General features: G+C 61.5%; 22 protein-coding genes. 12 read left to right on the forward strand and 10 right to left on the reverse strand.

Annotated features, from left to right (window positions below):
* Positions 1–157 precede the first annotated feature (157 nt).
* The 5 genes from PSUM_RS25070 to PSUM_RS25090 all read left to right on the forward strand — a co-directional run bounded on the left by PSUM_RS25070 (position 158) and on the right by PSUM_RS25090 (position 5,740).
* Entirely contained in the window at positions 158–1,906 is a 1,749-nt protein-coding gene (locus tag PSUM_RS25070) for an FAD-dependent oxidoreductase (RefSeq protein WP_083349780.1), read from the forward strand.
* The gene (locus PSUM_RS25075; RefSeq protein ID WP_083349781.1) at positions 1,890–2,723 is read left to right on the forward strand and encodes an aldo/keto reductase; all 834 of its coding nucleotides are present in this window, start codon (positions 1,890–1,892) and stop codon (positions 2,721–2,723) included. The genes PSUM_RS25070 and PSUM_RS25075 overlap by 17 nt, the downstream gene beginning before the upstream one ends.
* Positions 2,724–2,871: 148 nt before the next feature.
* Positions 2,872–3,741, forward strand: a complete 870-nt coding sequence (gene ypfJ / locus PSUM_RS25080) for a KPN_02809 family neutral zinc metallopeptidase (protein WP_083349782.1) — start codon at positions 2,872–2,874, stop codon at positions 3,739–3,741.
* Positions 3,742–3,889: 148 nt separating this feature from the next.
* Complete coding sequence (ypfJ, locus tag PSUM_RS25085) at positions 3,890–4,783, forward strand: KPN_02809 family neutral zinc metallopeptidase (RefSeq protein ID WP_033043176.1); 894 nt, start codon at positions 3,890–3,892, stop codon at positions 4,781–4,783.
* Positions 4,784–5,740: an alpha/beta fold hydrolase gene (locus PSUM_RS25090; RefSeq protein WP_020798709.1), complete on the forward strand. Its 957-nt coding sequence runs from the start codon at positions 4,784–4,786 to the stop codon at positions 5,738–5,740.
* A 36-nt stretch (positions 5,741–5,776) separates the two neighbouring features.
* Here PSUM_RS25090 and PSUM_RS25095 read toward each other — a convergent pair whose 3' ends face one another.
* The 3 genes from PSUM_RS25095 to PSUM_RS25105 form a co-directional block, all read right to left on the reverse strand.
* A complete protein-coding gene (locus PSUM_RS25095; RefSeq protein ID WP_020798710.1) occupies positions 5,777–6,370 on the reverse strand; it encodes an HAD family hydrolase in 594 nt (197 codons plus the stop codon).
* Positions 6,367–7,236, reverse strand: coding sequence for an acyl-CoA thioesterase II (tesB, locus tag PSUM_RS25100; protein ID WP_020798711.1), 870 nt, complete (start codon positions 7,234–7,236; stop codon positions 6,367–6,369). Before tesB ends, PSUM_RS25095 begins: the two co-directional genes overlap by 4 nt.
* A 106-nt stretch (positions 7,237–7,342) precedes the next feature.
* The gene (locus PSUM_RS25105; RefSeq protein ID WP_083349783.1) at positions 7,343–7,912 is read right to left on the reverse strand and encodes a GNAT family N-acetyltransferase; all 570 of its coding nucleotides are present in this window, start codon (positions 7,910–7,912) and stop codon (positions 7,343–7,345) included.
* Positions 7,913–7,987: 75 nt separating this feature from the next.
* On the opposite strand from PSUM_RS25105, the gene PSUM_RS25110 reads away from it, so the two are divergent.
* Both PSUM_RS25110 and PSUM_RS25115 read left to right on the forward strand, forming a co-directional pair.
* Complete coding sequence (locus tag PSUM_RS25110; RefSeq protein ID WP_083350195.1) at positions 7,988–8,908, forward strand: histone deacetylase family protein; 921 nt, start codon at positions 7,988–7,990, stop codon at positions 8,906–8,908.
* 282 nt (positions 8,909–9,190) lie between these two features.
* A complete protein-coding gene (locus PSUM_RS25115; protein WP_083349784.1) occupies positions 9,191–10,432 on the forward strand; it encodes a TIGR03862 family flavoprotein in 1,242 nt (413 codons plus the stop codon).
* A gap of 148 nt (positions 10,433–10,580) precedes the next feature.
* Here PSUM_RS25115 and rhlE1 read toward each other — a convergent pair whose 3' ends face one another.
* Together rhlE1 and yedA are read right to left on the reverse strand one after the other, a co-directional pair.
* Positions 10,581–11,918, reverse strand: coding sequence for an RNA helicase RhlE1 (gene rhlE1 / locus PSUM_RS25120; protein WP_020798716.1), 1,338 nt, complete (start codon positions 11,916–11,918; stop codon positions 10,581–10,583).
* A 65-nt stretch (positions 11,919–11,983) separates the two neighbouring features.
* Positions 11,984–12,925 (reverse strand): drug/metabolite exporter YedA, encoded by a 942-nt coding sequence (gene yedA, locus PSUM_RS25125; protein WP_020798717.1) that lies wholly within the window; start codon positions 12,923–12,925, stop codon positions 11,984–11,986.
* A gap of 165 nt (positions 12,926–13,090) precedes the next feature.
* On the opposite strand from yedA, the gene PSUM_RS25130 reads away from it, so the two are divergent.
* Positions 13,091–13,543, forward strand: coding sequence for an Lrp/AsnC family transcriptional regulator (locus PSUM_RS25130; protein ID WP_033043175.1), 453 nt, complete (start codon positions 13,091–13,093; stop codon positions 13,541–13,543).
* A 130-nt stretch (positions 13,544–13,673) separates the two neighbouring features.
* Here the strand turns inward: PSUM_RS25130 and PSUM_RS25135 are convergent, their stop codons facing one another.
* The 3 genes from PSUM_RS25135 to PSUM_RS25145 all read right to left on the reverse strand — a co-directional run bounded on the left by PSUM_RS25135 (position 13,674) and on the right by PSUM_RS25145 (position 15,665).
* Positions 13,674–14,279 carry a 3'-5' exonuclease gene (locus PSUM_RS25135; RefSeq protein ID WP_033043174.1) on the reverse strand — a complete coding sequence of 202 codons (606 nt, stop codon included), beginning with the start codon at positions 14,277–14,279 and terminating at the stop codon, positions 13,674–13,676.
* Between the two features lie 22 nt (positions 14,280–14,301).
* Complete coding sequence (locus PSUM_RS25140; RefSeq protein ID WP_007946629.1) at positions 14,302–14,781, reverse strand: LabA-like NYN domain-containing protein; 480 nt, start codon at positions 14,779–14,781, stop codon at positions 14,302–14,304.
* 128 nt (positions 14,782–14,909) lie between these two features.
* Positions 14,910–15,665, reverse strand: coding sequence for a DUF2076 domain-containing protein (locus PSUM_RS25145; protein WP_033043172.1), 756 nt, complete (start codon positions 15,663–15,665; stop codon positions 14,910–14,912).
* Positions 15,666–15,843: 178 nt separating this feature from the next.
* Between PSUM_RS25145 and PSUM_RS25150 the strand changes: the two genes are divergently transcribed.
* The gene (locus tag PSUM_RS25150; RefSeq protein ID WP_020798722.1) at positions 15,844–16,518 is read left to right on the forward strand and encodes a YciC family protein; all 675 of its coding nucleotides are present in this window, start codon (positions 15,844–15,846) and stop codon (positions 16,516–16,518) included.
* Positions 16,519–16,584: 66 nt separating this feature from the next.
* Positions 16,585–17,664 (forward strand): endonuclease/exonuclease/phosphatase family protein, encoded by a 1,080-nt coding sequence (locus PSUM_RS25155; RefSeq protein ID WP_033043170.1) that lies wholly within the window; start codon positions 16,585–16,587, stop codon positions 17,662–17,664.
* Positions 17,665–17,673: 9 nt separating this feature from the next.
* Here the strand turns inward: PSUM_RS25155 and hrpB are convergent, their stop codons facing one another.
* Entirely contained in the window at positions 17,674–20,193 is a 2,520-nt protein-coding gene (hrpB, locus tag PSUM_RS25160; RefSeq protein ID WP_083349785.1) for an ATP-dependent helicase HrpB, read from the reverse strand.
* Positions 20,194–20,302: 109 nt separating this feature from the next.
* Here hrpB and PSUM_RS25165 point away from each other — a divergent pair, with 109 nt between their 5' ends.
* Positions 20,303–20,722: a hypothetical protein gene (locus PSUM_RS25165; protein ID WP_020798725.1), complete on the forward strand. Its 420-nt coding sequence runs from the start codon at positions 20,303–20,305 to the stop codon at positions 20,720–20,722.
* A gap of 29 nt (positions 20,723–20,751) precedes the next feature.
* Positions 20,752–21,657 carry a cation diffusion facilitator family transporter gene (locus PSUM_RS25170; protein WP_020798726.1) on the forward strand — a complete coding sequence of 302 codons (906 nt, stop codon included), beginning with the start codon at positions 20,752–20,754 and terminating at the stop codon, positions 21,655–21,657.
* Here PSUM_RS25170 and PSUM_RS25175 read toward each other — a convergent pair.
* A complete protein-coding gene (locus tag PSUM_RS25175; protein WP_020798727.1) occupies positions 21,639–22,628 on the reverse strand; it encodes a DUF6515 family protein in 990 nt (329 codons plus the stop codon). The two genes, PSUM_RS25170 and PSUM_RS25175, sit on opposite strands and share 19 nt — an antisense overlap.
* Between the last annotated feature and the right edge of the window lie 386 nt (positions 22,629–23,014).

A 23,014-nucleotide genomic window follows, 5' to 3' on the forward strand; every position in this document is an offset into this window, starting at 1 on the left:
TTGTTCGATTCTAGAAGAGAACCTGAGGAATGCGAAATCTGGAACTGCCCGTGCGATAACCGCCCGTTTTATACAGTTCAGTCTTGCCGTCCCTCTTTCTGCCTCATATATTTTATGGAATTCAATTCCAAAATAAACCACAGCGGAGTTTCAAACCATGCCTGCCCAACCGTACTGCTCCCCCGACATCGATTGCGATGTGCTGATTGTCGGCTCCGGTGCGGCGGGCCTGGCAACAGCCGTGACGGCCGCTTGGCATGGCCTGAAAGTGATAGTGGTGGAAAAGGACCCGGTTTTTGGCGGCGCCACCGCCTGGTCCGGTGGCTGGGCGTGGGTACCGTGCAATCCCCTGGCCCGACGGGCCGGCATCGTCGAAGACGTTGAACAACCGCGCACTTACTTGAAACACGAACTGGGTGATCGCTATGACCCGGCAATGATCGACGCCTTCCTTGAAGCCGCTCCGCGCATGGTCACGTTCTTCGAACAGCACACCTCGCTGCAATTCGCCGATGGCAACGCGATTGCCGACATTCACGGCGACACGCCGGGCGCCGGTACCGGTGGGCGTTCGGTGATCGCCGCGCCTTATGACGCGCGCAACGTCGGCAAGCTGCTCAAGCGCCTGCGCAAAACCATGCGCGAAACTTCCTTCATGGGCATGCCGATCATGGCGGGCGCAGACCTTGCCGCGTTTCTCAACCTGACCCGTTCGTTGCCGGCGGCCTGGCACGTTACCCGACGTTTCACTCGCCATCTGCTCGACCTTGTCGTGCATGGCCGGGCGATGCAACTGGTCAACGGCGTGGCGCTTGTAGCGCGCCTGGCCAAATCCGCCGACGATCTTGGCGTGTTGCTGTGGGAATCAGCCCCCGTTACTGAGTTGTTGCGCACCAACGATAGGGTACAAGGCGCGGTGGTTCGCACTGCAAAGGGTTCGATCCGTATCAACGCAAGCAGGGCGGTGGTGCTCGCGGCCGGCGGTTTTGCCAATGACGTCGAACGGCGCAAGTCCCTCTTCCCCCGTACACCAACCGGACACGAACACTTGGCACTGCCGCCCCTCGGCGTGTCTGGCGATGGCCTGCGGCTGGGCGAGAGCGCCGGCGCCAAAGTCGATACCAACCAGGCATCGCCGGTGGCCTGGGCTCCGGTTTCACGAGTGCCATACCGTGATGGCAGTATCGGCCACTTCCCGCACATCATCGAGCGCGGCAAGCCTGGAATCATCGGTGTGCTGAGCAACGGTCAACGCTTCGTCAACGAAGCCAACGGCTACTACGACTATGTGACAGCCATGGTCGCCAGCGCCCCGCCCGGCGAAGAAGTGGCCTCCTGGCTGATCTGCAGCCATGGCTTTCAACGACGTTATGGCCTGGGTATTTCCCGGCCGTTTCCGGTGCCGCTGTCATCCTTTATCCGCAGTGGTTATCTGAAAACCGGCAAGACACTGGAGGAATTGGCACAGGCTTGCGGCATCGACCCGGTCGGCTTGCGCACCACCGTGTCGGACTACAACCGCCACGCGCGCAACGGCCAGGACCCGCAGTTCGGACGCGGCTCAACGCCCTATAACCGCAAACAGGGTGATGCGCTGCAGCAGCCCAACCCTTGCGTTGCGCCGATCGAGCAAGGACCGTTCTATGCGGTGAAAGTCGAACCGGGTTGTTTCGGCACCTTTGCCGGGCTCAAGGTCAATCAACACGCCCAGGTCCTCGACGACTCGGGCCAGGTCATCACCGGCCTTTACGCGGCGGGAGGCGACATGGCCAGCATCATGGGCGGCCACTACCCTGCTGGCGGCATCAACCTGGGGCCGGCGCTGACGTTCGGCTACATCGCCGCGCGTCATATCGCCGGCGTCACTGCTTATGAAAAGGAGATCGACTATGCAGCACATCGTTAACGCACAGGGTTTGAACATGCCCAAGCTCGGCCTCGGCACCTGGCCGATGCTCGGTGAAGCGTGCACGCGAGCAGTGGAACAGGCCCTGGCGCTGGGTTATCGACACATCGATACCGCTGCTGCCTACAACAATGAGGACGCTGTCGGTCAGGCGCTGCTGAACAGTCCGACACCCCGAGAACAAATCCACGTCACCAGTAAGGTCTGGTGGGACCAGTTACAACCCGACGCCATGCGCCATTCCATGGACCGCAGCCTCAAGGCCTTGCACAGCGACTACATCGACCTTTTCATGATCCATTGGCCCAGCACCGATTGGGACTTGCCGCGTACGATCGAAACCCTGGTGTCATTCAAGGAGCAAGGGCTGGCGCGCAATATTGGCGTGGCGAATTTTCCGCTCCCCCTGCTGCGCACCGTCGTCGAGGAACTCGCCGCGCCGTTGTCCGCCATTCAGGTCGAGTACCACGTGCTGCTTGGGCAAAACGCACTGCTGGACTACGCCCGTCAACACGATCTGGCACTGACGGCTTATTCGCCGCTGGCACGCAACAGGGTGACGGAGGTTCCGGTTATCCAACAGATCGCCGCCAAGCACGGGGTATCGCCGACCCAGGTCGCACTCAAATGGCTGCTGGATCAACCCAACGTGGCAGCTATCCCCAAGGCCAGTAGCGAGGCCAACCAATTGGCCAACCTGGCAGCGCTTGCCGTCAACCTGGATGATCAGGACCGTGCGCTGATCGCCGGCCTGTCCAAGCGCGAGCGTCTGGTCAGTCCGGACTTTGCACCGGTGTGGGACGCGTTCGATCGATAACCGCGAAAAAGCCACTTTCATTGTGCGACACCTGCCGCAATGACTGTGGCCTCACCAAACCTTACACATTTCACCCACACGCCTTTGCCAGTGCGGTTATTCATAGACCGGCGCTATACGCCCCATCAATCTATGAGAGACCGTCAACATGCTATGGAACAAGGCAAGACGCAGCAAAAACGTGAACGACATACGCAAGGGCAAGGATGCCCGCACGCTTACAGGGACCACATTGGCCGCTGGGCTGGCCGCCGTCGCCCTGGCCAGCGCCGGGCTCTATTCGACACAGGACACGCCAGCAGACATTACCAAGCTCGAACCCTCGTACACCCTGGATCGCCCCCTCCCTCAACCATCGATCGAGCCTGAAGTAGATCTGCAGTTAACGTTTGTCCAGTCGGTACTGGGCGATACCGAAGACACCTGGAACCAACTGTTCGCGCAAATGGGCCGGCAATATCCACATCCCACCCTGACACTGTTCAACAATGGTGTGGTCTCGGGCTGTGGTTTCGCCAGCTCCGGCAGTGGCCCGTTCTATTGCCCGGGCAATCGGCAGGTGTACCTCGACCTCGAATTTTTCCGCACGTTTGAGCAGCAGTTTTCAGTGGTCGGTGACTTCGCGCGCGCCTACATCATCGCTCACGAAATCGGGCATCACGTGCAGCTTGAGCTGGGCCTTTCCGGACCGTTCGAAAAAGCCTTGCTCGAGCAACAACCCGTCAGTGGCGATGGCGGGCTGGAAGTGCGTGCGGAGTTGCAGGCCGATTGCCTGGCCGGTGTCTGGGCGCACCATGCGCAACAGCGCCTGGACTGGCTGGAGTTGGGGGATATTGAAGCTGCACTGCATGCCGCGGCAATGTTCGGAGACGACCAGTTGCAGGCAGCGCGCAATGCCCAGATTCGCCCAGAGACCTTCAGCCACGGCACTTCTCTGCAGCGCGTGAATTGGTTCAAGACCGGTTTCGCCACAGGCCTGCCGGAGGCCTGTGACACCTTCGCCGCCGACGTGCTGTGATACCCGCCCGTCAATGAAGCCTCTAATGTCGCGGCCTGGATAGAACCGCTGCCGCTCATGGCTGTCTGACGACCGGACTGGCGCCGCTCCAACTGAGCAGCAACACTCATCCCACGGTTCTTTACCCGCAACATCAGAGGATTCCCACATGCTATGGAAAAAAGGCCGACGCAGCGACAACGTGGTCGATGCCCGTGGCGATGATGTCGGCGGCGGTGGCGGCGGGATGCGTTTTGGTGGCGGCAAGGGCCTGAGCCTGACGGCGATCCTGCTGATCGTGGGCATCGGCTGGATCACCGGCCAGGATCCGATGCAGATTCTCGGACAACTGACCGGGCAGATGAGCGAACAATCGGCGCCCACCACGTCGCAGACGCGCAAGGCGCCACCGGCCACTGATGAAGGGGCCGAGTTCGTCCGCTCAATTCTCGGTGATACCGAAGACACCTGGCGCCAGATTTTCCAGCAGGCGGACCGGCAATATAAGGATCCGACCCTGGTGCTGTTCAGCAATCGGGTCAATTCGGCCTGCGGACTGGCGACATCGGCAACCGGCCCCTTCTATTGCCCCGCAGACCAGAAGGTTTATCTGGACATGACCTTCTTCCAGGAGATGTCGCAGCGTTTTGCCGCCGCGGGCGATTTCGCCCAGGCCTATGTGATCGCTCACGAAGTCGGTCACCACGTACAAACCTTGCTCGGTGTTTCGGCAAAGATCCAGGCTGCCCGCCAGCAAGGCCGGCAGATGGAAGGCGATGGTGGGTTGCTGGTGCGCCAGGAACTGCAAGCCGATTGCCTGGCCGGAGTCTGGGCCAACAACGCGCAGAAGCGCCTGAACTGGTTGGAGCCGGGCGATATTGAAGAAGCGTTAAACGCTGCGAACGCCATCGGCGACGATCGTTTGCAGCAACAAGGTCAGGGCCGTGTGGTGCCGGACTCGTTTACCCATGGTACGTCAGCGCAACGGGTGCGCTGGTTCAAAACCGGATTCGCCCAGGGCCAGGTTGGCCAGTGCGATACCTTTGCTGCGAAAAATCTGTAAATGAAAAAGTGGTGGTTAGTCTTACTGTTTACCTGCACAACATCCCAGGCTGCGGAGCATGGGGTCAAGGAAATCAGCCCCGGGCGCCTGTTGTTAAAGTCCGGTGAAATAGCGGTGGGCATCAGCCCGGCCCCGCCAAAAATCGAGCGGGTATTGATCATCGTCCATGGGCGCTTGCGCAATGCGCAGACCTACCTCCAGAGCGCCGAACGCGCGGCCGAACTGGCCGGGCAAAGCGCTACGACCCTGGTGATCGCGCCGCAATTTCTTAATGAAGACGACGTTGCACAGCACCCGGTAGCGGACACCGTCTTGCGCTGGCAAGGCAATGAGTGGATGGCGGGCGGTGAATCCACAGCCCCTTTTCGCCTGAGTTCCTACGAAGCGCTGGACGAAATCATTGCCCGCCTGGGTGATCGCCAGCAATTTCCGGACTTGAAGCAAATCGTCATTGCCGGTCATTCGGCGGGCGCTCAAGTGGTTCAGCGCTACGCCTTGCTGGGCCACGACCAGCCCGCCCTGGAAACCGCCGGCGTGCAGGTGCGCTACGTGATCGCTAACCCCTCTTCCTACACCTATTTCGATGAGCGTCGGCCAGTGGCCTTCAGTCATGCGGGTTGCCCGCAATTCAACCGCTGGAAATACGGTCTGACAGATCTACCTGCCTACGCAGAAGGACAAACTGCCGCGCTGCTGCAGGAAAAGTACCTCAAGCGCAACATCGTTTATCTGCTGGGGCAGCAGGACGTCGACCCGAACCACCCGGCGCTGGATAAATCCTGCGAGGCTAAGGCCCAGGGGCCGTATCGGTTGGCCCGAGGGCGCTACTACTTCGCTTACCTGAAGCGGCTGCAACCGCAAGGGTTGCAGCAGCAACTGATTGAAGTGCCCGGGGTCGGGCATAACGGAGATGGGATGTTTACTTCACCGCAGGGGCAGCAGGCGTTGTTTCCGTAGGAGCTGCCGCAGGCTGCGATCTTTGCCCCTTAAAAATCACACCGACAGCATCTGCCGCAACTCGACACAATCGCTCGCATGCCAATCGGTCAACTCCGGCCACGGATTATCCGGCAGGTTGACCAACACCGTCCGCGCTCCCGCCGCACGACCGCAATCAAGGTCGAAACGGTAATCACCGACCATCACCATATCGCTGGCCGACACCTTCCAGGCTTCGGCCAGTTTCAGCAATCCTCCTGGATGCGGCTTCGGTGGCGCCTCATCGCGACCCAACACATCTTCTACCGCAAAGCAGTCGGCCAGGCCGATAGCCTCCAGCGTGACATGCGCAAGTTCACGGGCATTGCGCGTGAGAATGCCCAGGCGATAACCGCGCCCGGCCAATTCACGCACCAACTCCACAGCCCCCGGGGCCGGTTTCGAACCTAGCGCCAGATCGCGCTCGTGCTCGAGCAGCCAGGCGTGTTTGGCGCTGGCTTCATCGGCCGGCAGCGCCGCCAGATGCGTCAGGATGTCGGCTTCAGGCGGGATCGCCAACGCGATGCGAATCGCTGCGAAATCATGCACAGCCACCGTCAGGGTGCCGTCCATGTCGAACACCCAATGACGTACGTCGGCCAGGCTCATGCCCAATCCTTGCGATGGCGAATCAGGCCTTCCTGGGTGACCGAGGCCACCAGTTGCCCGGCGCGGTTGAACACGCTGCCACGGGAGAAGCCGCGAGAGTTGCCGGCCCATGGGCTGTCCATCGCATACAGCAACCAGTCATCGGCGCGCAGGTCGGCGTGGAACCACAATGCGTGGTCGAGGCTGGCGACCTGCATGTCCTTGTGCCAGACCGATTTGCCGTGGGGCAGCATCGAGGTGGTCAGCAGACCGAAGTCCGAGGCGTAGGCCAGCAGATACTTGTGCAATGCCGGAGAGTCGGCCAAGGCGCCGTCGGCGCGAAACCAGACGTATTTGATCGGATCGCTGGCTTTCGGGTTGTAGGGATCTTCCGCGGTGACGGGCCGGAATTCGATCGGTTTCGGGCACAGCAGTTTTTCACGCATGTGCTCGGGGATCAGGTGAGCGCGTTGCTGGGTCAGTTCCAGTTCCGATGGCAGGTTTTCCGGTCCGACCACTTGCGGCATTTGGGTCTGGTGCTGGAAACCTTCTTCGTCGTACTGGAACGAGGCACTGCAGGTGAAGATCGGCTGGCCTTTCTGGATCGCCGTGACCCGGCGAGTGCTGAAACTGCCGCCGTCGCGCACGCGGTCCACGGAATAAACCACTGGTAACTTGGCATCGCCCGGGCGCAGGAAATAACCATGCAGCGAATGCACATGGCGCGCCTCTTCAACGGTCTGACTGGCTGCCGACAGCGACTGACCGAGCACCTGGCCGCCGAACAGCTGACGAAAACCCAAGTCCTGGCTACGGCCGCGGAACAGGTTTTCTTCGATCGATTCCAGGCTCAGCAGGTCAACCAGATCATCCAACACTTGGCTCATTCAGACTCTCCTCACACAACGCAATGCCGCGCAGTCCTGGCTGCGTCGGTCGATTCACTTTCTGGCCCGTGCCAACATAGGGGCCATTGTAAACGTCCGTGCCAGGTTATCCATGCAAGGTTTGCAGCCATTGTTCGCGGCTGATGCGATACAGCACGTGGTGACGCAGGGGATGATCGAGGGCAAGCCTGGGATGATCGAAATCATCGGCCGGATCGTGTTGCATGCCGATCGCCTGCATGACTTTCTGCGAAGGCAGGTTGCCGACCGTGGTAAAGGACACGACTTCATCCAGAACCAGGCGATCAAACCCGCAGCGTAGAGCGGTCCATGCCGCTTCGCTGGCATAACCCAGGCCCCAATGCTCGCGCGCCAGGCGCCAGCCGATTTCAATGGCCGGTGTGAAAGGCGCGTCGAAACCGACCACGCCCAGACCGGTAAAACCGATGAACTGGCCGGTGTCTTTGCGCTCCAGCGCCCAGAAGCCAAAACCGTGCTCGGCAAAGTGCTCGCGAACCCTGCCAATCAACGAGGCACTTTCCAATCGACTCAAGGGTGCGGGAAAATAGCGCATGACCTGTGGATCGGCGCACATCGCGGCAAACTCCGGCAAATCCTCATCGCGCCACTGCCGCAATAGCAATCGAGCGCTCGCCAGTTCGAGTATCGGCTCCATCGTTCCCTCCCCAATTCCATGCCGCCAGTCTACAACGCTGCTAGGATCCTTCACTCATTGCGCAACGAAATCATCATGCCACTGCCGCTGATCTACCACGAAGACTACAGTCCCGAGTTCCCGGCGGATCATCGCTTTCCCATGGACAAGTTTCGCCTGCTGCGCGATCACCTGGTGGACAGCGGTCTCACGCGCGACGCCGACCTGCTGCGCCCACAGTTGTGCCCGGCGGACATTCTCGCCCTCGCCCATGACCCTTCGTATATCGAGCGCTACATGAGTGGCGACTTGTCCCGCGAGGACCAGAGGCGGCTCGGCCTGCCCTGGAGCGAAGCCCTGGCCCGACGCACGGTGCGCGCGGTCGGCGGTTCGTTGCTGGCGGCGGAGCAGGCGCTGGAACATGGCCTGGCCTGCCACCTGGCGGGTGGCACCCACCATGCGCATTACGATTACCCCGCTGGCTTCTGCATCTTCAACGACCTGGCGGTGATCAGCCGTTTCCTGCTGGAGAGTGGCCGGGTCAATCGGGTGTTGATCTTCGACTGCGACGTGCATCAGGGCGACGGCACTGCACGTATTCTGCATGACACTCCAGAGGCGGTGACCGTTTCCCTGCACTGCGAAAAGAACTTTCCCACACGCAAGGCCGAAAGTGACTGGGACATCCCGCTTCCCAACGGCATGGGCGATGCCGATTACCTGAAAGTGGTGGACGATGCGCTCAACTACCTCTTGCCCCTCTATCAGCCGGACCTGGTGCTGTATGACGCGGGTGTCGATGTGCATAAGGATGATGCGCTCGGTTACCTGAAGCTGACAGACCAAGGCGTCGCCGCTCGCGATGAAGCCGTCATGCGCCATTGCCTGGGCCGCGATATCCCGGTGGTCGGCGTGATCGGCGGCGGGTACAGCAAGGACCGCCAGGCCCTCGCCCGCCGCCATGGCATCCTGCATCACAGCGCCGAGCGGGTCTGGCAGTCATCAGGCTGTCACTGAGTTGTGGATGCTTTACCCACAATGCCTGTGGAACCGCCTGTGGATAACCTGAGTGAAAGGGACTACAGACCATGCGGGGTGTGGGCTGCGGAGCGGTGGTTGTTTTTTAACCAGCCTCAATAACGCCAACGAAACCTTTGTGGGAGCGAGCCTGCTCGCGAAGGCGGCAGCACATCCAACCATGATGCGTCTGACATAACGCATTCGCGAGCAGGCTCGCTCCCACCGGGGACTGGGCTGGTAGAATGCCCGGCTTCATTCACGAAAACCGCAGTGCACCCCATGACCCAATCCTCAACCTCCTCCCCTTCCCATGTCGCCATCATCGGCGGCGGCCCCGCCGGGCTGATGGCGGCTGAAGTGTTGAGCCAGGCCGGGATCAAGGTCGACCTGTACGATGGCATGCCTTCGGTGGGGCGAAAATTCCTTCTGGCCGGCGTCGGCGGCATGAACATCACCCACTCCGAAGCCTACCCGGCCTTCCTCTCGCGCTATGCCGAACGCGCCCCACAGATTGCGCCGCTGCTGCGCGCCTTCGGTGCCGATGCGCTGTGCCAGTGGATTCACGGACTGGGCATCGACACCTTCGTCGGCAGCTCCGGCCGCGTATTCCCCACTGACATGAAAGCCGCGCCGCTGTTGCGTGCCTGGCTCAAACGCCTGCGCGACAGCGGCGTAGTTATCCACACCCGCCACCGCTGGCTCGGCTGGGATGATCGCGGCGGTTTGCGCATCGACTGTCCCGATGGCGAAAAAACCGTTCAAGCCGATGCCACCTTGCTCGCCCTGGGTGGCGGCAGTTGGTCGCGCCTGGGTTCGGACGGCGGGTGGATGCTGCCACTGGAGCAAAAGGCTGTAGGACTCGCGCCGCTGCAGCCAAGTAATTGCGGCTTCGAGGTGCAGGCCTGGAGTGATTTGATGGTCAGCAAATTCGCTGGTGCGCCGCTGAAAAACATTGCGATCGGCCTCAATGATGACGCACCAAGGCTGGGTGAATGTGTGATCACTGCGACCGGGATTGAAGGGAGCCTGATCTACGCCCTGTCGGCAGCGATCCGTGAAGCGATCAACCAGCACGGCTCGGCGATCATTCACCTGGACCTTCTGCCAGGCCGGCCTGTGGATAAAATCCAGGCTGCACTGAGCAAGTCGCGCGGCTCACGCTCGATGGCTAAACATTTGCACAGTCAGTTGGGCATCGATGGGGTGAAAGCGGCGTTGTTGCGGGAGCTGACATCTGCCGAAACCTTTACCGACATGGCATTGCTGGCCAAAACGATCAAGGCGTTGCCCCTAACCCTGGTGAAGACCCGACCATTGGACGAAGCCATCAGCAGCGCGGGCGGTGTGAAGTTCGAGTCGATGGATGAACGATTGATGCTCAAGCAAATGCCTGGGGTTTTCTGCGCGGGGGAAATGCTCGATTGGGAAGCGCCAACGGGCGGCTATCTGCTGACGGCGTGTTTCGCCAGTGGGCGTGCGGCGGGATTGGGGATGGTGGAGTGGTTGCAGCGCAAGGGCTGAAGACCAGGGCGCGCCCTTCGCGAGCAGGCTCGCTCCCACAATGGGTCTGTGTCGTACACAAATACAGTGTTCACAGAAGATCAATGTGGGAGCGAGCTAGCTCCGGGCGGCGCTCCGACGAAGGCGGCCTAACAGACGCCGCCGCTAATCAAGGCTTACGCTTACGCGGCCCAGTGTTGAACACCGGCACTTTGCGCACAGGCTTGATCGAAGGCTCCGCTGGCGCAGCCTCCCCGCTATCGACCCACTTGCCGAGATTGCGCTTACCGCCACCACCCGACGTTTTTGGCTTCTTCGGTTTCTTCGGCTTCTTGATTACCTGACCACTGGCGTCGGTGTCCGGCACGCGATGCTCTGGCTCGAAGTCCGGTTCGTTCTGACGCTTGAGCGTCTGGCGGGTCAACATCTCGATGGCCGACAGCAGATTCACTTCATCGGCGCACACCAGGGAAATCGCCTCGCCCGTGGAGCCGGCACGCCCGGTGCGACCGATACGGTGGATGTAATCCTCGGCCACGATCGGCAAATCGAAGTTGACCACCAACGGCAGGTCTTCGATATCCAGGCCGCGGGCCGCGACATCGGTGGCGACCAGTATCTGCACTTCACTGAGCTTGAAGCGGTCCAGCGCGCGCTGACGGGTCGCCTGCGGCTTGTCGCCGTGGATGCCATCGGCGTTGATGCCCAGGCCCTGGAGTTTTTCCACCAGCGCGTCCACGCCGTTGCGGGTCTTGGCGAACACCAGCACCTGCTTCCACTTGCCCTTGCGCATCAAGTGCACAAACAGCTCCGGCTTGCGCTTCTTGTCCACCGTCACGATCCATTGCTTGACCGTATTGGCGGCAACGTTGCGCGGGCTGACTTCGATACTCAGCGGGTCATTGAGCATTTGCCCGGCCAGCAGGCGAATGTCGTCGGAGAACGTGGCGGAGAACAGCAACGTCTGGCGCTTCTTGGGCAGTGCCCGATAGATATTCGCCAGTTCCTCGGAGAAACCCAGGTCGAGCATGCGATCGGCCTCGTCCAGCACCAGGGTTTGCAGCTGATTGAACTTCAGTGCGTTCTGGCGGAACAGGTCGAGCAAACGGCCCGGGGTCGCCACCAACAAGTCGACGCCGCTGCGCAGCTTCATCATTTGCGGGTTGATACTGACGCCACCGTACACCGCGTAGGTGCGCAACGGCAGGTTCTCGGCGTATTGGCGAACCGCTTCGTGAACCTGCTCGGCCAGCTCTCGGGTCGGCACCAGAATCAGCGCACGCACCGAGTTGGCGGTGACTTTCGGCCCTTCCATGGCCAGCAACTGCAGCAGTGGCAGCGCGAAACCGGCGGTCTTGCCGGTGCCGGTCTGGGCGGCGGCCATCAGGTCGCGACCGGCCAGCACCGCCGGAATGGCTTGCGCCTGAACTGGCGTCGGAGTCTGGTAGCCGAGCGTCTCAAGGGAGCGCAGCAAGGGTTCGATCAGGCCAAGGGTGGCGAAAGTCATGGGAGTACCGTAGGAAAAATCAGCGCGATTACGCGAAACATGTTTGCAATGGCGCGCAGTTTACCCTAATTCACACGGGATTCTGTCGGCACCGCCGTCGGCTCCAACTTCACCACTGGCCGCTCCGGTGTGCGACGCCACTGCGGCAGGCCAATCAGCACCACGGCACTGATGATCACCAACATGGCCAATGCTTCTTCGATGCCAATGGTTTCTCCGACAAACACGATCCCCAGCAACACGGCCACCGCCGGGTTGACGTAGGCATAACTGGTGGCCGCCGCCGGACGCACATGCTTGAGCAGATACATGTAGGCGTTGAAGGCAATGATCGAGCCGAACACGGTCAAGTACGCCAGCGCTGCCCAACCCTCGATGGGCGGGACCTGCTCCAGGTGCTCGCCGCTTACCGCACTGCCGATCAGCAATACCACGCCACCCACCAGCATTTCCACGGCACTGGCCATTGCGCCTTGAGGCAACGGCAAGTGTTTGCTCCACACTGAGCCGAATGCCCAGGTTGCCGCGGCAAAGATCAGTAATGCCGCTCCCAAAGGACTCGATTGCAGGTTGGAGCCGAGATTAAGCATGACGATGCCAATCATCCCGAGTGCAACACCCGCCCATTCAAGACGGGTATTACGCGCGCCCCAGAAATAGCCACAGAGCAAGGTAAACAGCGGCACCGTCGCCACCGCCAGCGCGGCCACGCCGGAAGCCACGCCCGTGTGCTCGGCCACGCTGACCGCACCGTTGCCGCACGCCAGCAACAATACGCCGATGATCCCCGCAGCTTTCCATTGTGCCCAGGTCGGCGCTGGCGCCCCGCGCCAGCGCAGGTAGGCGTACATCAGGCTCCCAGCGATCACGAAGCGAATGCCGGCGAGCAGCAAGGGCGGCCAGTACTCCACACCGATGCGGATCACCAGGTAGGTCGAGCCCCAAATCACGTACAGCGCGAAAAAGGCAGCGATCAACGGTAAGGGGAAGCGACGTAGGCCGGACATGATGGGCAGCTCACAGGCAGAACAGGTGAACGGCTATTCTAGAAAGGCTAACGCTGGAAAATAAGTTACAAAACCTGTTTAAACCGCCGGTACACTTTTCAAAACACGGAGTTCAGCGCTATAAACCGTGCTTTCGAAAGTCGGTCATTTTCAGGAGCTGCCTCGATGGATAAGTACGACCGCATGCTGCTCAGCGCCCTGCTGGAAAACGGACGCGCGTCCTACGCCGACCTCGCGCGCAAGGTCAACCTTTCCGCCCCGGCCGTGGCCGAACGCGTGGCCAAACTCGAAGCCAGCGGCGTGATTACCGGTTACCAGGCGAAAGTCGACATGGCCAAGCTCGGCCTGCCGATCCAGTGTGTGATTGAACTGCGCCTGAACCAGCACGGCAACCAGAAAGCCTACGACGACCTGATCAAGATCCCGCAACTGACTGAATGCCACCGCGTGACTGGTGATCCTTGCGTGATCATGCAAGCGGCGGTGGGGTCGATGCCTGAGCTGGAAGAGTTGATCAACCGGATTGCCACGTTTGGCTTCAGCAAGACGTCGATCGTGTTGTCGAGTGCGATAGAGAAGCGGGTGCCGTTGGGGCAGTTGGAAATGAAGCCGGTCTGAAGTCGATTGCGGTCGAGTGTGGGAGCGGGCTTGCTCGCGAAAGCGGTTGATCATTCAACACTGATATTGACTGATCTATCGCTTTCGCGAGCAAGCCCGCTCCCACATTTGAATAGTGGTGTGTTCGGAATCAGCGGCAGCGCTTGAGGTGTTCGCCCACCTTCGCCGCCGGCACTTTCTGCAATTTGCACAACAGATCATGGGACAGCTCGCTCAGGCCATGCCTGTGCCGCAGTTCTTCGGCCAGGTGCACCGTCAGGTTAGCCGCCATTTCGGCATCGGCCATAGCCCGGTGAGCCTTGCCGGTGTGGGGCAGGTTGGCGAAGGTGGTGAGGGTGCCGAGCTTGTGGTTAGGTGCCGCAGGCATCAGGCGTCGGGCCAGCAACAGTGAGCAGGCAAAGTTCTGCAGGCGCGTGCGTTTGATCCGCCCCAGTTCGAAGTCCCAGAACTTCTGGTCGAACGCGGCGTTATGGGCCAGCAATGGCGTGGTGCCGACAAACTCGTTGACCTCGTTCATCACCTGCTCGGCCGAAGGCGCGGTGCGCAGCATGGCGTTGCTGATTCCGGTCAGTTGTTCGATGAAGCCCGGGACGCGCACGCCGGCGTTCATCAGGCTCTGGTAACGCTCGACGATGCGCCCTTGTTCAAGGATCACCACGGCAATTTCCGTGGCCCGGCAACTGCTGCTCGGAGAGATCCCGGTGGTTTCAAAGTCGATGACTGCTATGCGTTCCAAACCTGTTTGAACTCCGTAAAAATCAATTCTTGAGCAGCAACGCGCCTTCGATCGGCACGTAGCGGCTGGCGGCGCGGATCAGCGAGTTGGCCGTCAGGCCCGGTACGCCGTAGGCCACCGCTTGCACGCCGTGCTTGCTGATGATGCGTTCCAGCAGCATGTCGAAATCACCGTCGCCAGAGGCCAGCACCACTTCATCGACATGGTCGGCCGCGTCCATGATGTCGAGGGTGATACCCACGTCCCAGTCGCCCTTCGCCGAGCCGTCGCTGCGCTGGATATAGGGCTTGAGCTTCACGGTAAAACCAAGGTTGCGCAGGATCTGCTGGAACTGCTGCTGTTTGCTGTCGCCACGATCGATCGCGTAGGCGTAGGCCTCGACAATTTCGCCTTGCTTGCTGATATCAGCCCACAACGCGGCATAGTTGAAGTGGCAGCCATAAGCCTGGCGTACGGTGTAGTAGAGGTTCTGGACATCGGCGAACACTGCGATTTTTTTCACCGGACACCTCGATAAAGCGCAGGCAGGATCAGGCACCAGGCCCGAAAAGTCGCCCAGTATGCCAGCCAAAAGCAGAGTTTCGCGAATAATCGGCCCGAAGCGCCGCAGCGCCCCGGACGAATGGTGAATCAGACGAAGGAGTCGTCGTCGCCGCCAAAGAACGATGAGCTGTCATCGTTGTAGTCAGCATCGGCAAAACCGCCCTGGTCGTTGGCATAGGGCTCATTGCCAGCCATGCGCTGGTCATCGCCCCAGCCATTGTTGCCCTGGTCGTTGACCTGGGCCGGTTCTTCCTTGATGACTTCGACGACTTCCTGCGGTGCCTGGTTGTGGTGGAACAGACTGCTGATGCCTTGTGCCAGCATCACGCCACCCGCCACACCGGCCGCGGTCTTCAGCGCCCCACCGAGAAAGCCGCTACTCGCTGCGGGGGCCTGTTGCTGGGGTGCATAGCCCTGCTGTGGAGATGCACCGAAGCTCTGTTGCGGCGGCGTGTTGAACGAAGGCCGCGCCGGCTCGCGCCAGCCACCACCGCCAGACACCGACGCACTTTGCGTGGGCGCAGGCTGCGAACTACCACCAAAAATGCTCGACAAAAAGCCGCCGCTCGACGCAGGGGCCGGCGTTTGCGCCTTGGCTTGCTGCAGTTCGGCCTGCAATTTCTGGATTTGCGCAGTCAGCTGCTGGTTCTGCCCGTCGAGGCTCTTGATCGCCGCCTCCTGCACCAGAATCGCTTGGGTCATGAAATAACCGGCCGCCGGTTGGCGCACCAGGTGTTCCTTGATCCGCGCCTCGGCTTGGGCGTCGCGCGGGGCTGAGTCCGTCTCGGCCTGTTGCAGCCGGGAAAACAGTCCATCGATCAGGGTTTGTTCTTCGCTGTTCATGGCGACCTCGTAGATTGCCGGGAAAATCGTTGCCTTTGCCCATAGAGGATAAGGCGCTCGACCTTAATGGAGGCTGAAACAAGTTGTTTCAATGAGCTTTACCGAACGTTTACGTTTGCGCCCTCCCGCGCATCATCGGTTAAAGTGGGCCACTGCTTTCAACCAGCGATACCAACCGATGAATCCGTTCGATGTACTGCGTGACTCCTTGTATTTCTTCAAACGCAATCTGGGCCAGATCGTGCAGCTGTGCCTGCCACTGGTGATCATCGAGGCCCTGTTGCAACAAGTGGTCGACCATTCCACCGAGCCGGACAGTTTCCCCGGTATCAGTGTGATCGTCGGCTTGCTGGTCTATCCGTTGTACACCGCCGCCCTGATCCTGTTCCTCGATGCCCGCAGCCGAGGCGAATCGCCCAGTAACCGCGAGCTGCTGTCGAGGTCCGCCTATCTGTGGCCGCGTTTCGCCTTGCTGACCGCCCTGAACACATTGCTGATCCTGCTGGGCTTGTCGCTGTACTTCCTGCCGGGCATCTGGCTGATGGTGACCCTGGCTTTCGGCGAGTACCTGCTGGTGCTGCGTGGCTTGGCGCCATTGCAGGCCATGAAGGAAAGCCTGCGCCTGACCCGTGGCCACTTCATGCGCATCCTGGTGTGCATCCTGTGTGTAATGGGGCCGTTGTGGTTGCTCAAGGGTGCAACGTTGGCGGCGTACCCTGAGCCGCAAAACCCGGCTATCTCAATGCTGATCGACAGTGCCCACAGTTTCTTGCAACTGTTCACCAGCGTGGTGCTGTTCCGCCTGTTCATGCTGATCAGCGAAGTACCGGAAAAAATCGATGGACCACGTTGACCGTGGGCGACCGCTCGTCAGTCGGGTATGCTCGGAGGCAACTTCCGTAACGCGATAAGCCGAGCCATGACCCGACTACTGCGCTACACCTTGCTGGGACTGTTGATCGTCATCGGCGTAGTCTGCGTAATGACGTACAGCCTGACCTGGCGCCCCGAAGCCAGGGAAATAGCGCCGGTCGCGTGCAGTACTCAAGCGCCAGGGCTGGCACCCGGCCAGGCACTGAAGGTCATGACCTGGAACGTCCAGTACCTGGCGGGCAAGCGCTATGTCTTCTGGAATGACCTGGCCGCCGGCAACGACGATTCCCCAACACCGGAAGACATGGCCTTCAGCCTCGACGAAGTGGCGCGAGTGATCCGCGACGAGCAGCCGGATGTCGTGCTGCTGCAGGAACTCGATGACGGCGCCAAAGCCAGCGATTACCAGAACCAGCTCAAACTGCTGCAGGAGCGGCTCGCCGACCTGTATCCGTGCAGCGCCCATGCCTTCGACTGGAAGGCTGACTTCGTGCCCAACCCGCACATTTTCGGCAGCGTCGGCCGGCAACTGGCGACCCTGAGTCGCTATCGGATCGAGCACGCCGAACGCCTGCAATTGCCCATCGCATCGGCCAACCCGATCAGTCGCCAGTTCCAGCCGAAAAACGCCTTGCTGGTGACGTACCTGCCATTGAGCGACGGCGGCCAGCTCGCCGTCCTCAATACCCATCTGGAGCGAGCGACCCAACCTGACGAGACGCTGCAGGCACAGATCGCGGCCGTGGCCAAGGTTCTCGATAAGTTCGAAAGCCGCGGCACGCCCTGGCTGATCGGTGGCGACTTCAACCTGCTGCCACTGGGGCAATACCAGCGCCTGCCCAGCGAACAGCGCACCCCCTACTCCGCCGACAGCGCCCTGCATCTGTTGTGGGACAAGTACCCGATGATTCCCACCAACAACGAATCCAGTGGCATCGACCGCGCGCGCTGGCTGACCCATTACCCCAACGATACCGGCTTGAACGGCCCGGACCGGACCGTCGACTATCTGTTCTACAGCCCGCGAATCAAACGGGTCGAGGCGACGGTGCGGCAAGACGATACCCTGCGCATCTCCGATCATCTGCCGGTGATTGCACGGTTCCTGCTGCCCGCCGCGCCGTAGATCGCGGCGTCATGGCTTGCGCGGCTTGATCCGTGCCGTGGCTTCGGCCACCAGCGGGTCGTCCGGCCAGTAATGTTTCGGGTAGCGTCCCTTGAGGTCTTTTTTCACCTCGGCGTAAGTGCTGCGCCAGAAGTTCGCCAGGTCCTGGGTCACCTGCACGGGCCTTCGCGCCGGGGACAGCAAATGCAACTTGACCACCTGCCGGCCACCGGCGATGCGTGGGGTTTCGGCCAGGCCGAACAGCTCCTGCAAGCGCACGGCCAGAATCGGCGGCTGCTCGCTGTAATCCAGACGAATCGATGAACCCGATGGCACGCTCAGGTGGTGCGGCGCCAACTCGTCCAAGCGTTGTGGCAGCGGCCATGGCAACAGGTTGTGAACGATGCTCGAGAGGTCGAGATTGGCGAAATGACTGAGGCGCGAGACTTTGCCCAGATACGGCATCAGCCAATGCTCAAGGGTGTTCAGCAGCGCAGCATCGCTGACATCTGGCCAATCGCTTTCGCCCTTTCCACCCAGGTCCAGCTGGCGCAATAACGCCACCCGTGCCTGCCACTGGCGCAACTCCGGAGTCCACGGCAGCAGCTCCAGGCCTTTGCGTCGCACCAGGTTGACCAGCGCCTGGCTGCGGGCGGCTTCATCGAGACCGGTTAGCGGTTCGCGGCTGAGGATGAGCTCGCCCACCTTGCGTTGGCGCTCGGCCCGCAGCACACCTTCGCGCTCATCCCAATCCAGCTGATCGACGCATCGCACCTGTTCGGCCAGTACCGAGTCGAACAACGCCGGATCGAAATCCGCCGCCAGATAAATCCGCTCCTCACGCTGGCCCTGACGGCTGCCGAGATCGGCGATCACCAGCCACGGCTGCTTCATCAGGCTGTCGGCCTCGGCGAACAGCGCGGCGCGACCGTTGGCCAGGCGATACTCGGCACCGCCGGCACGGCGCTGTTGGGCGACGCGGTCGGGATAGGCCAAGGCCAGCAGCGCACCGAGCCAGCGTGGATGATCTGGATCGGCGACCGGCTCCGACGCCTTGGCGCGCAGATAACCGCGATATTGCCGCGCCAGTTGCCGGGCCCGTTGTACGCCACCCTGGGCGCCACGAGCGCCGCGCGCTTCGCCGGACAACAGCGCCAATCGGCTGTGCAAGTCGGCACCGGCGCCACGCAGGATATCGCGCTCGCCGAGCAAGGCCGCGACATCGCAAGCCATGTCCGCCAAGCCGAGCGCCTGTCCACGTAACAACAGGTGCGCGATACGAGGATGCGCTGGCAGCTCGGCCATGGCCTGACCATGGCGTGTCAGTGCTTCGCCCTCCAGCGCGCCCAGACGAACCAGCAAGTCCTGAGCTTGTGCATAAGCGGCTGCCGGGGGTACATCAAGCCAAACCAACTGGCCCGGTGTCACGCCCCAACGCCCCAGCTGCAGCGCCAACCCGGCGAGATCCGCCGAAAGAATTTCCGCACTGCCATAAGCCGCCAATTGTTCGTGCTGATCCTGCGACCACAAGCGATAGCACACACCCGGTTCCAGTCGCCCTGCCCGGCCCGCACGCTGGGTAGCACTGGCTTTGGAAATCCGTTGTGTATCGAGACGGGTCATGCCGCTGCCGGGATCGAAGCGCGGCACCCGCGCCAACCCGGCGTCGATCACCACCCGCACGCCATTGATGGTCAGGCTGGTCTCGGCGATGTTGGTGGCCAGCACCACTTTGCGTTGACCCGGCGGCGCCGGATCAATCGCCGCCCGTTGCGCGGCGAGGTCCAGTTCACCGTGTAATGGGCAGAGCAGGATTTGCGTGTTATCGCCCAGCGCATCGGCCAGTTGTTGATGCACGCGACGGATCTCGGCCTGCCCCGGCAGGAACACCAGCACGCTGCCGGTTTCGTCGCTCAAGGCTTCGAGAATGGTCTGAACCAGCCGTGGCTCGATGAATTCGCCTGCCTGGAATGGCCGGCCCCAGCGCATTGCCACCGGGTACATGCGCCCTTCGCTGCGCAGGATCGGCGCGTCGTCGAGCAATCCGGCCAGCCGTTCGCCTTCCAGGGTGGCCGACATCAAGAGGATTTTCAGCGGCTGATCGTCACGGAACAGTTCCCGGCCATTGAGGCTCAAGGCCAGCGCCAGGTCGGCGTCGAGACTGCGTTCGTGGAACTCGTCGAAGATCAACAGGCCCACGCCCTCGAGCGCCGGATCGTCCTGCAAACGCCGGGTGAGAATACCCTCGGTAACCACTTCGATTCGGGTGTTGGGGCCGACCTTACTGTCGAGCCGGATGCGATAACCCACGGTTTCGCCGACCTTCTCGCCCAGCTCACTGGCCAGGCGCTCCGCTGCCGCCCGCGCGGCCAGGCGGCGCGGTTCGAGCATCAGGATGGTCTGCCCGGCCAGCCACGGCTCATCCAGCAAGGCCAAGGGCACACGGGTGGTCTTACCGGCACCGGGCGGTGCTTCGAGCACGGCTTCGTGGCGTGCAGCGAGGGCTTCACGCAGAGCGGGTAAAACTTCATCAATCGGCAAAGAAATCATGCTGGCTCCCAAACAGAGCGGCGAGTATAACGGCGAACTGCGGGGCGTTCGTCAGGGTCTTAATTTCTACCGACTACGCTTCGTTTTGAAATTACCCAGGAGATTTCACATGCGTGTTCCCTTTCGCCTGATTGGCGGTGTATTGATCGCGACCCTGCTAACGCAGATCACCGCATGCGGTTCGATTTTCTACCCTGATCGCCGTGGCCAGATCGACGGCAAGATCGACCCGGCCATTGCCGTGCTCGATGCCGTGGGCCTGCTGTTCTATATCATCCCCGGCCTGATCGCGTTCGCCGTGGATTTCGCCACCGGCGCGATTTACTACGCACCGGGCGAAACCGCACAGGTGGCGCCGGAAAAACTCAAGGAAGCCATCGGTGCCGACGGCAAGGTCGATAACCTCAAGTTGCAGACCATCCTGGAGCGTGAAACGGGCCGCAGCTTGCCGCTGGACGATCCACGCCTGATCCAGCACAAGGGCAGCGCCCAGCAACTGGCCATGTTCGGCCTGCAACCCGCCGCGTAATCGGGGCACGATAAGGAAAATCCGCACCCATGATCTCAAGCGTCGAACACGCCCGCCTGCTGCGGCTGGCAACCCGTGCCTCGGTGGCGGTGGCTTGCACACTGATCGTCGCCAAAGCCATCGCCTGGTGGCTGAGCGGCTCGGTGAGCATGCTCGCCGGGTTGACCGACTCGGCGCTTGACGGCGTGACTTCGCTGCTCAACCTGCTGGCCGTGCACTACGCCTTGCGCCCGGCCGACGACGACCATCGCTACGGGCATGGCAAGGCCGAGTCATTGGCCGGCATGGCCCAGGCGCTGTTTATCGGCGGCAGTGCGGTGTTGATTGCGCTACAGGCATGGGATCGGCTCAAGCATCCGGAACCGGTGGGTGCACCGTGGATCAGCATCGGGGTGATCGTGTTCTCGCTGGGCCTGACCCTGGCGCTGCTGATGGTGCAGCATCGCGTGGTCAAGGCCACCGGCTCCAACGCGGTGCGCGCCGACTCCCTGCATTACCGTTCGGACCTGCTGCTCAATGGCAGCATCCTGGTGGCGCTGGTGCTGGCCGGGTTTGGCTGGCATCAGGTCGACCCGTGGTTCGGCCTGGGCATTGCCGCCTACATCTTCTGGAGCGCGGTGACGATCGCTCGGGAAAGCTTTGCGGTCTTGATGGATGAGGAGCTGCCGCCGGATGTCAGCCAGCACATGCTGGAGCTGGCCTGCGGAGTACCGGGGGTACTGGGCGCCCATGATTTGCGCACGCGGATTTCCGGCAACCAGTGGTTTGTGCAGCTGCACTTGGAGTTGCCGGGGGAACTGACCCTGTCAGTCGCCCATGGCATCAGCGACCAGGCCGCCGACGCCATTCACGCCGCCTACCCGCGGGCCGAAGTGCTGGTGCACGCCGATCCGCAGGAAGTCGTCAAGGCCGGTGCTCAGAACGTCACCCGATAACCGCGACCATCCAGGCAACCACCCTGGGCCTGGCGGTAGGCCTGCACCACCGCCGGGTCCGGTTGCCAGGTGTCGACCCTCGGATCAAAACCACTCTGCTCGACCGCCCAGCGATAGCAATCGTATCCATCCTGGTTGATCTGCTCCGGTGACTGGCCGTTGGCCGGATAAGCCTCCACGTCGTAACCATTGCCGGTGGCCAACGGCTGGCCAGGCGGCTCGACCACCCTGTAGTCCTGAGTGTTTTCCTGATAGGCGTAGTAGGCGCCGGCTACCAGGAACAGCAATGAGCCATCGATCCAGACCTCACGGGCATAATCAGGCAGGTACTGGACGCGAATCCCGCGCGGCGGCTGAACCACCACATAGCGCGGGCCTTGCGGGCGATACCAGTAGCCGCCGGAGTAGTAGTAATCCCGGCCCCCATAGGGCACACGGTAGTCGCGATCCGGGAAGCGGTCGATCACGTGCCCCGGACGATACTGCGGGCCGGGGCCCCAACCGTTGCCGTGGCCACTGGGACGGCCCTGCCACTGGTTGCTGTCGTTGGAAGGTGCGCCGATATAGCCATTCCAGTGCGGGTTGGGATCGTTGCGCCGCGGCTCGTCCTGATAGTAACCACGCCGAGGCTGTTGGGTCTGTTGCACGGTGTCGGGTCGTGGCTGGATGGGCAGGTCATTGGCCGGCAGTTGCGGCGGTGGTGGCGGCGAACGCACCCGGCTGTTGTAGTCCGGCGCTGGACGGGTCTGCCATTGGCCGTTGTCTTGATTTTGGTTCTGGCCGTTGTGCTGATTCGGTTGCTGGCCATTTTGCGGACGCGGCGGGTTGTTGCCAGCATGGCCCTGATGGCCACCGCCCTCGTGTTGTCCGCCATCCGGACCGCGGTTTTGCGGCTGGTCGGCCAGCGATTGCGCGGTGACACTGACACACAACAGCCCAACACCGGCCAACCGCCAGATGCGCAATCTCATGCTTTTCCTCTATACGGGTCAGGGCCTGTAGGTAAGACTGGAAATGCACAGGCCGGTTCTGCAACAGGTTATCAGTCGCGGAACTTATTTATTGAGGGCGGGTGCCAAATGACAGGCAAGAAAAAGGGGAGACCCGTCGGCCTCCCCTTGAGAACTTCGTCCGTGCTCGACGCTTTTGACGTCGGCTCACCTCACGCCGTCTTCTGGACAGTGTGCAGCTCGGGGGCCAGCACATCCCCTGTGGGGGTGGCGACCGCGGCGGGCCTGATTCGGCGGGCCGCATTGGACTGTTTGTCCGAGCAGTGATTCTGGTGATAAGAATAGGCCCGGAGCACCGGCAGAGGATTGCGAATATTGCTCAAATAAACATCACTTGCGCAATTTTT

This window comes from Pseudomonas umsongensis (genome assembly GCF_002236105.1).
Classification (GTDB): Bacteria; Pseudomonadota; Gammaproteobacteria; order Pseudomonadales; family Pseudomonadaceae; genus Aquipseudomonas; species Aquipseudomonas umsongensis.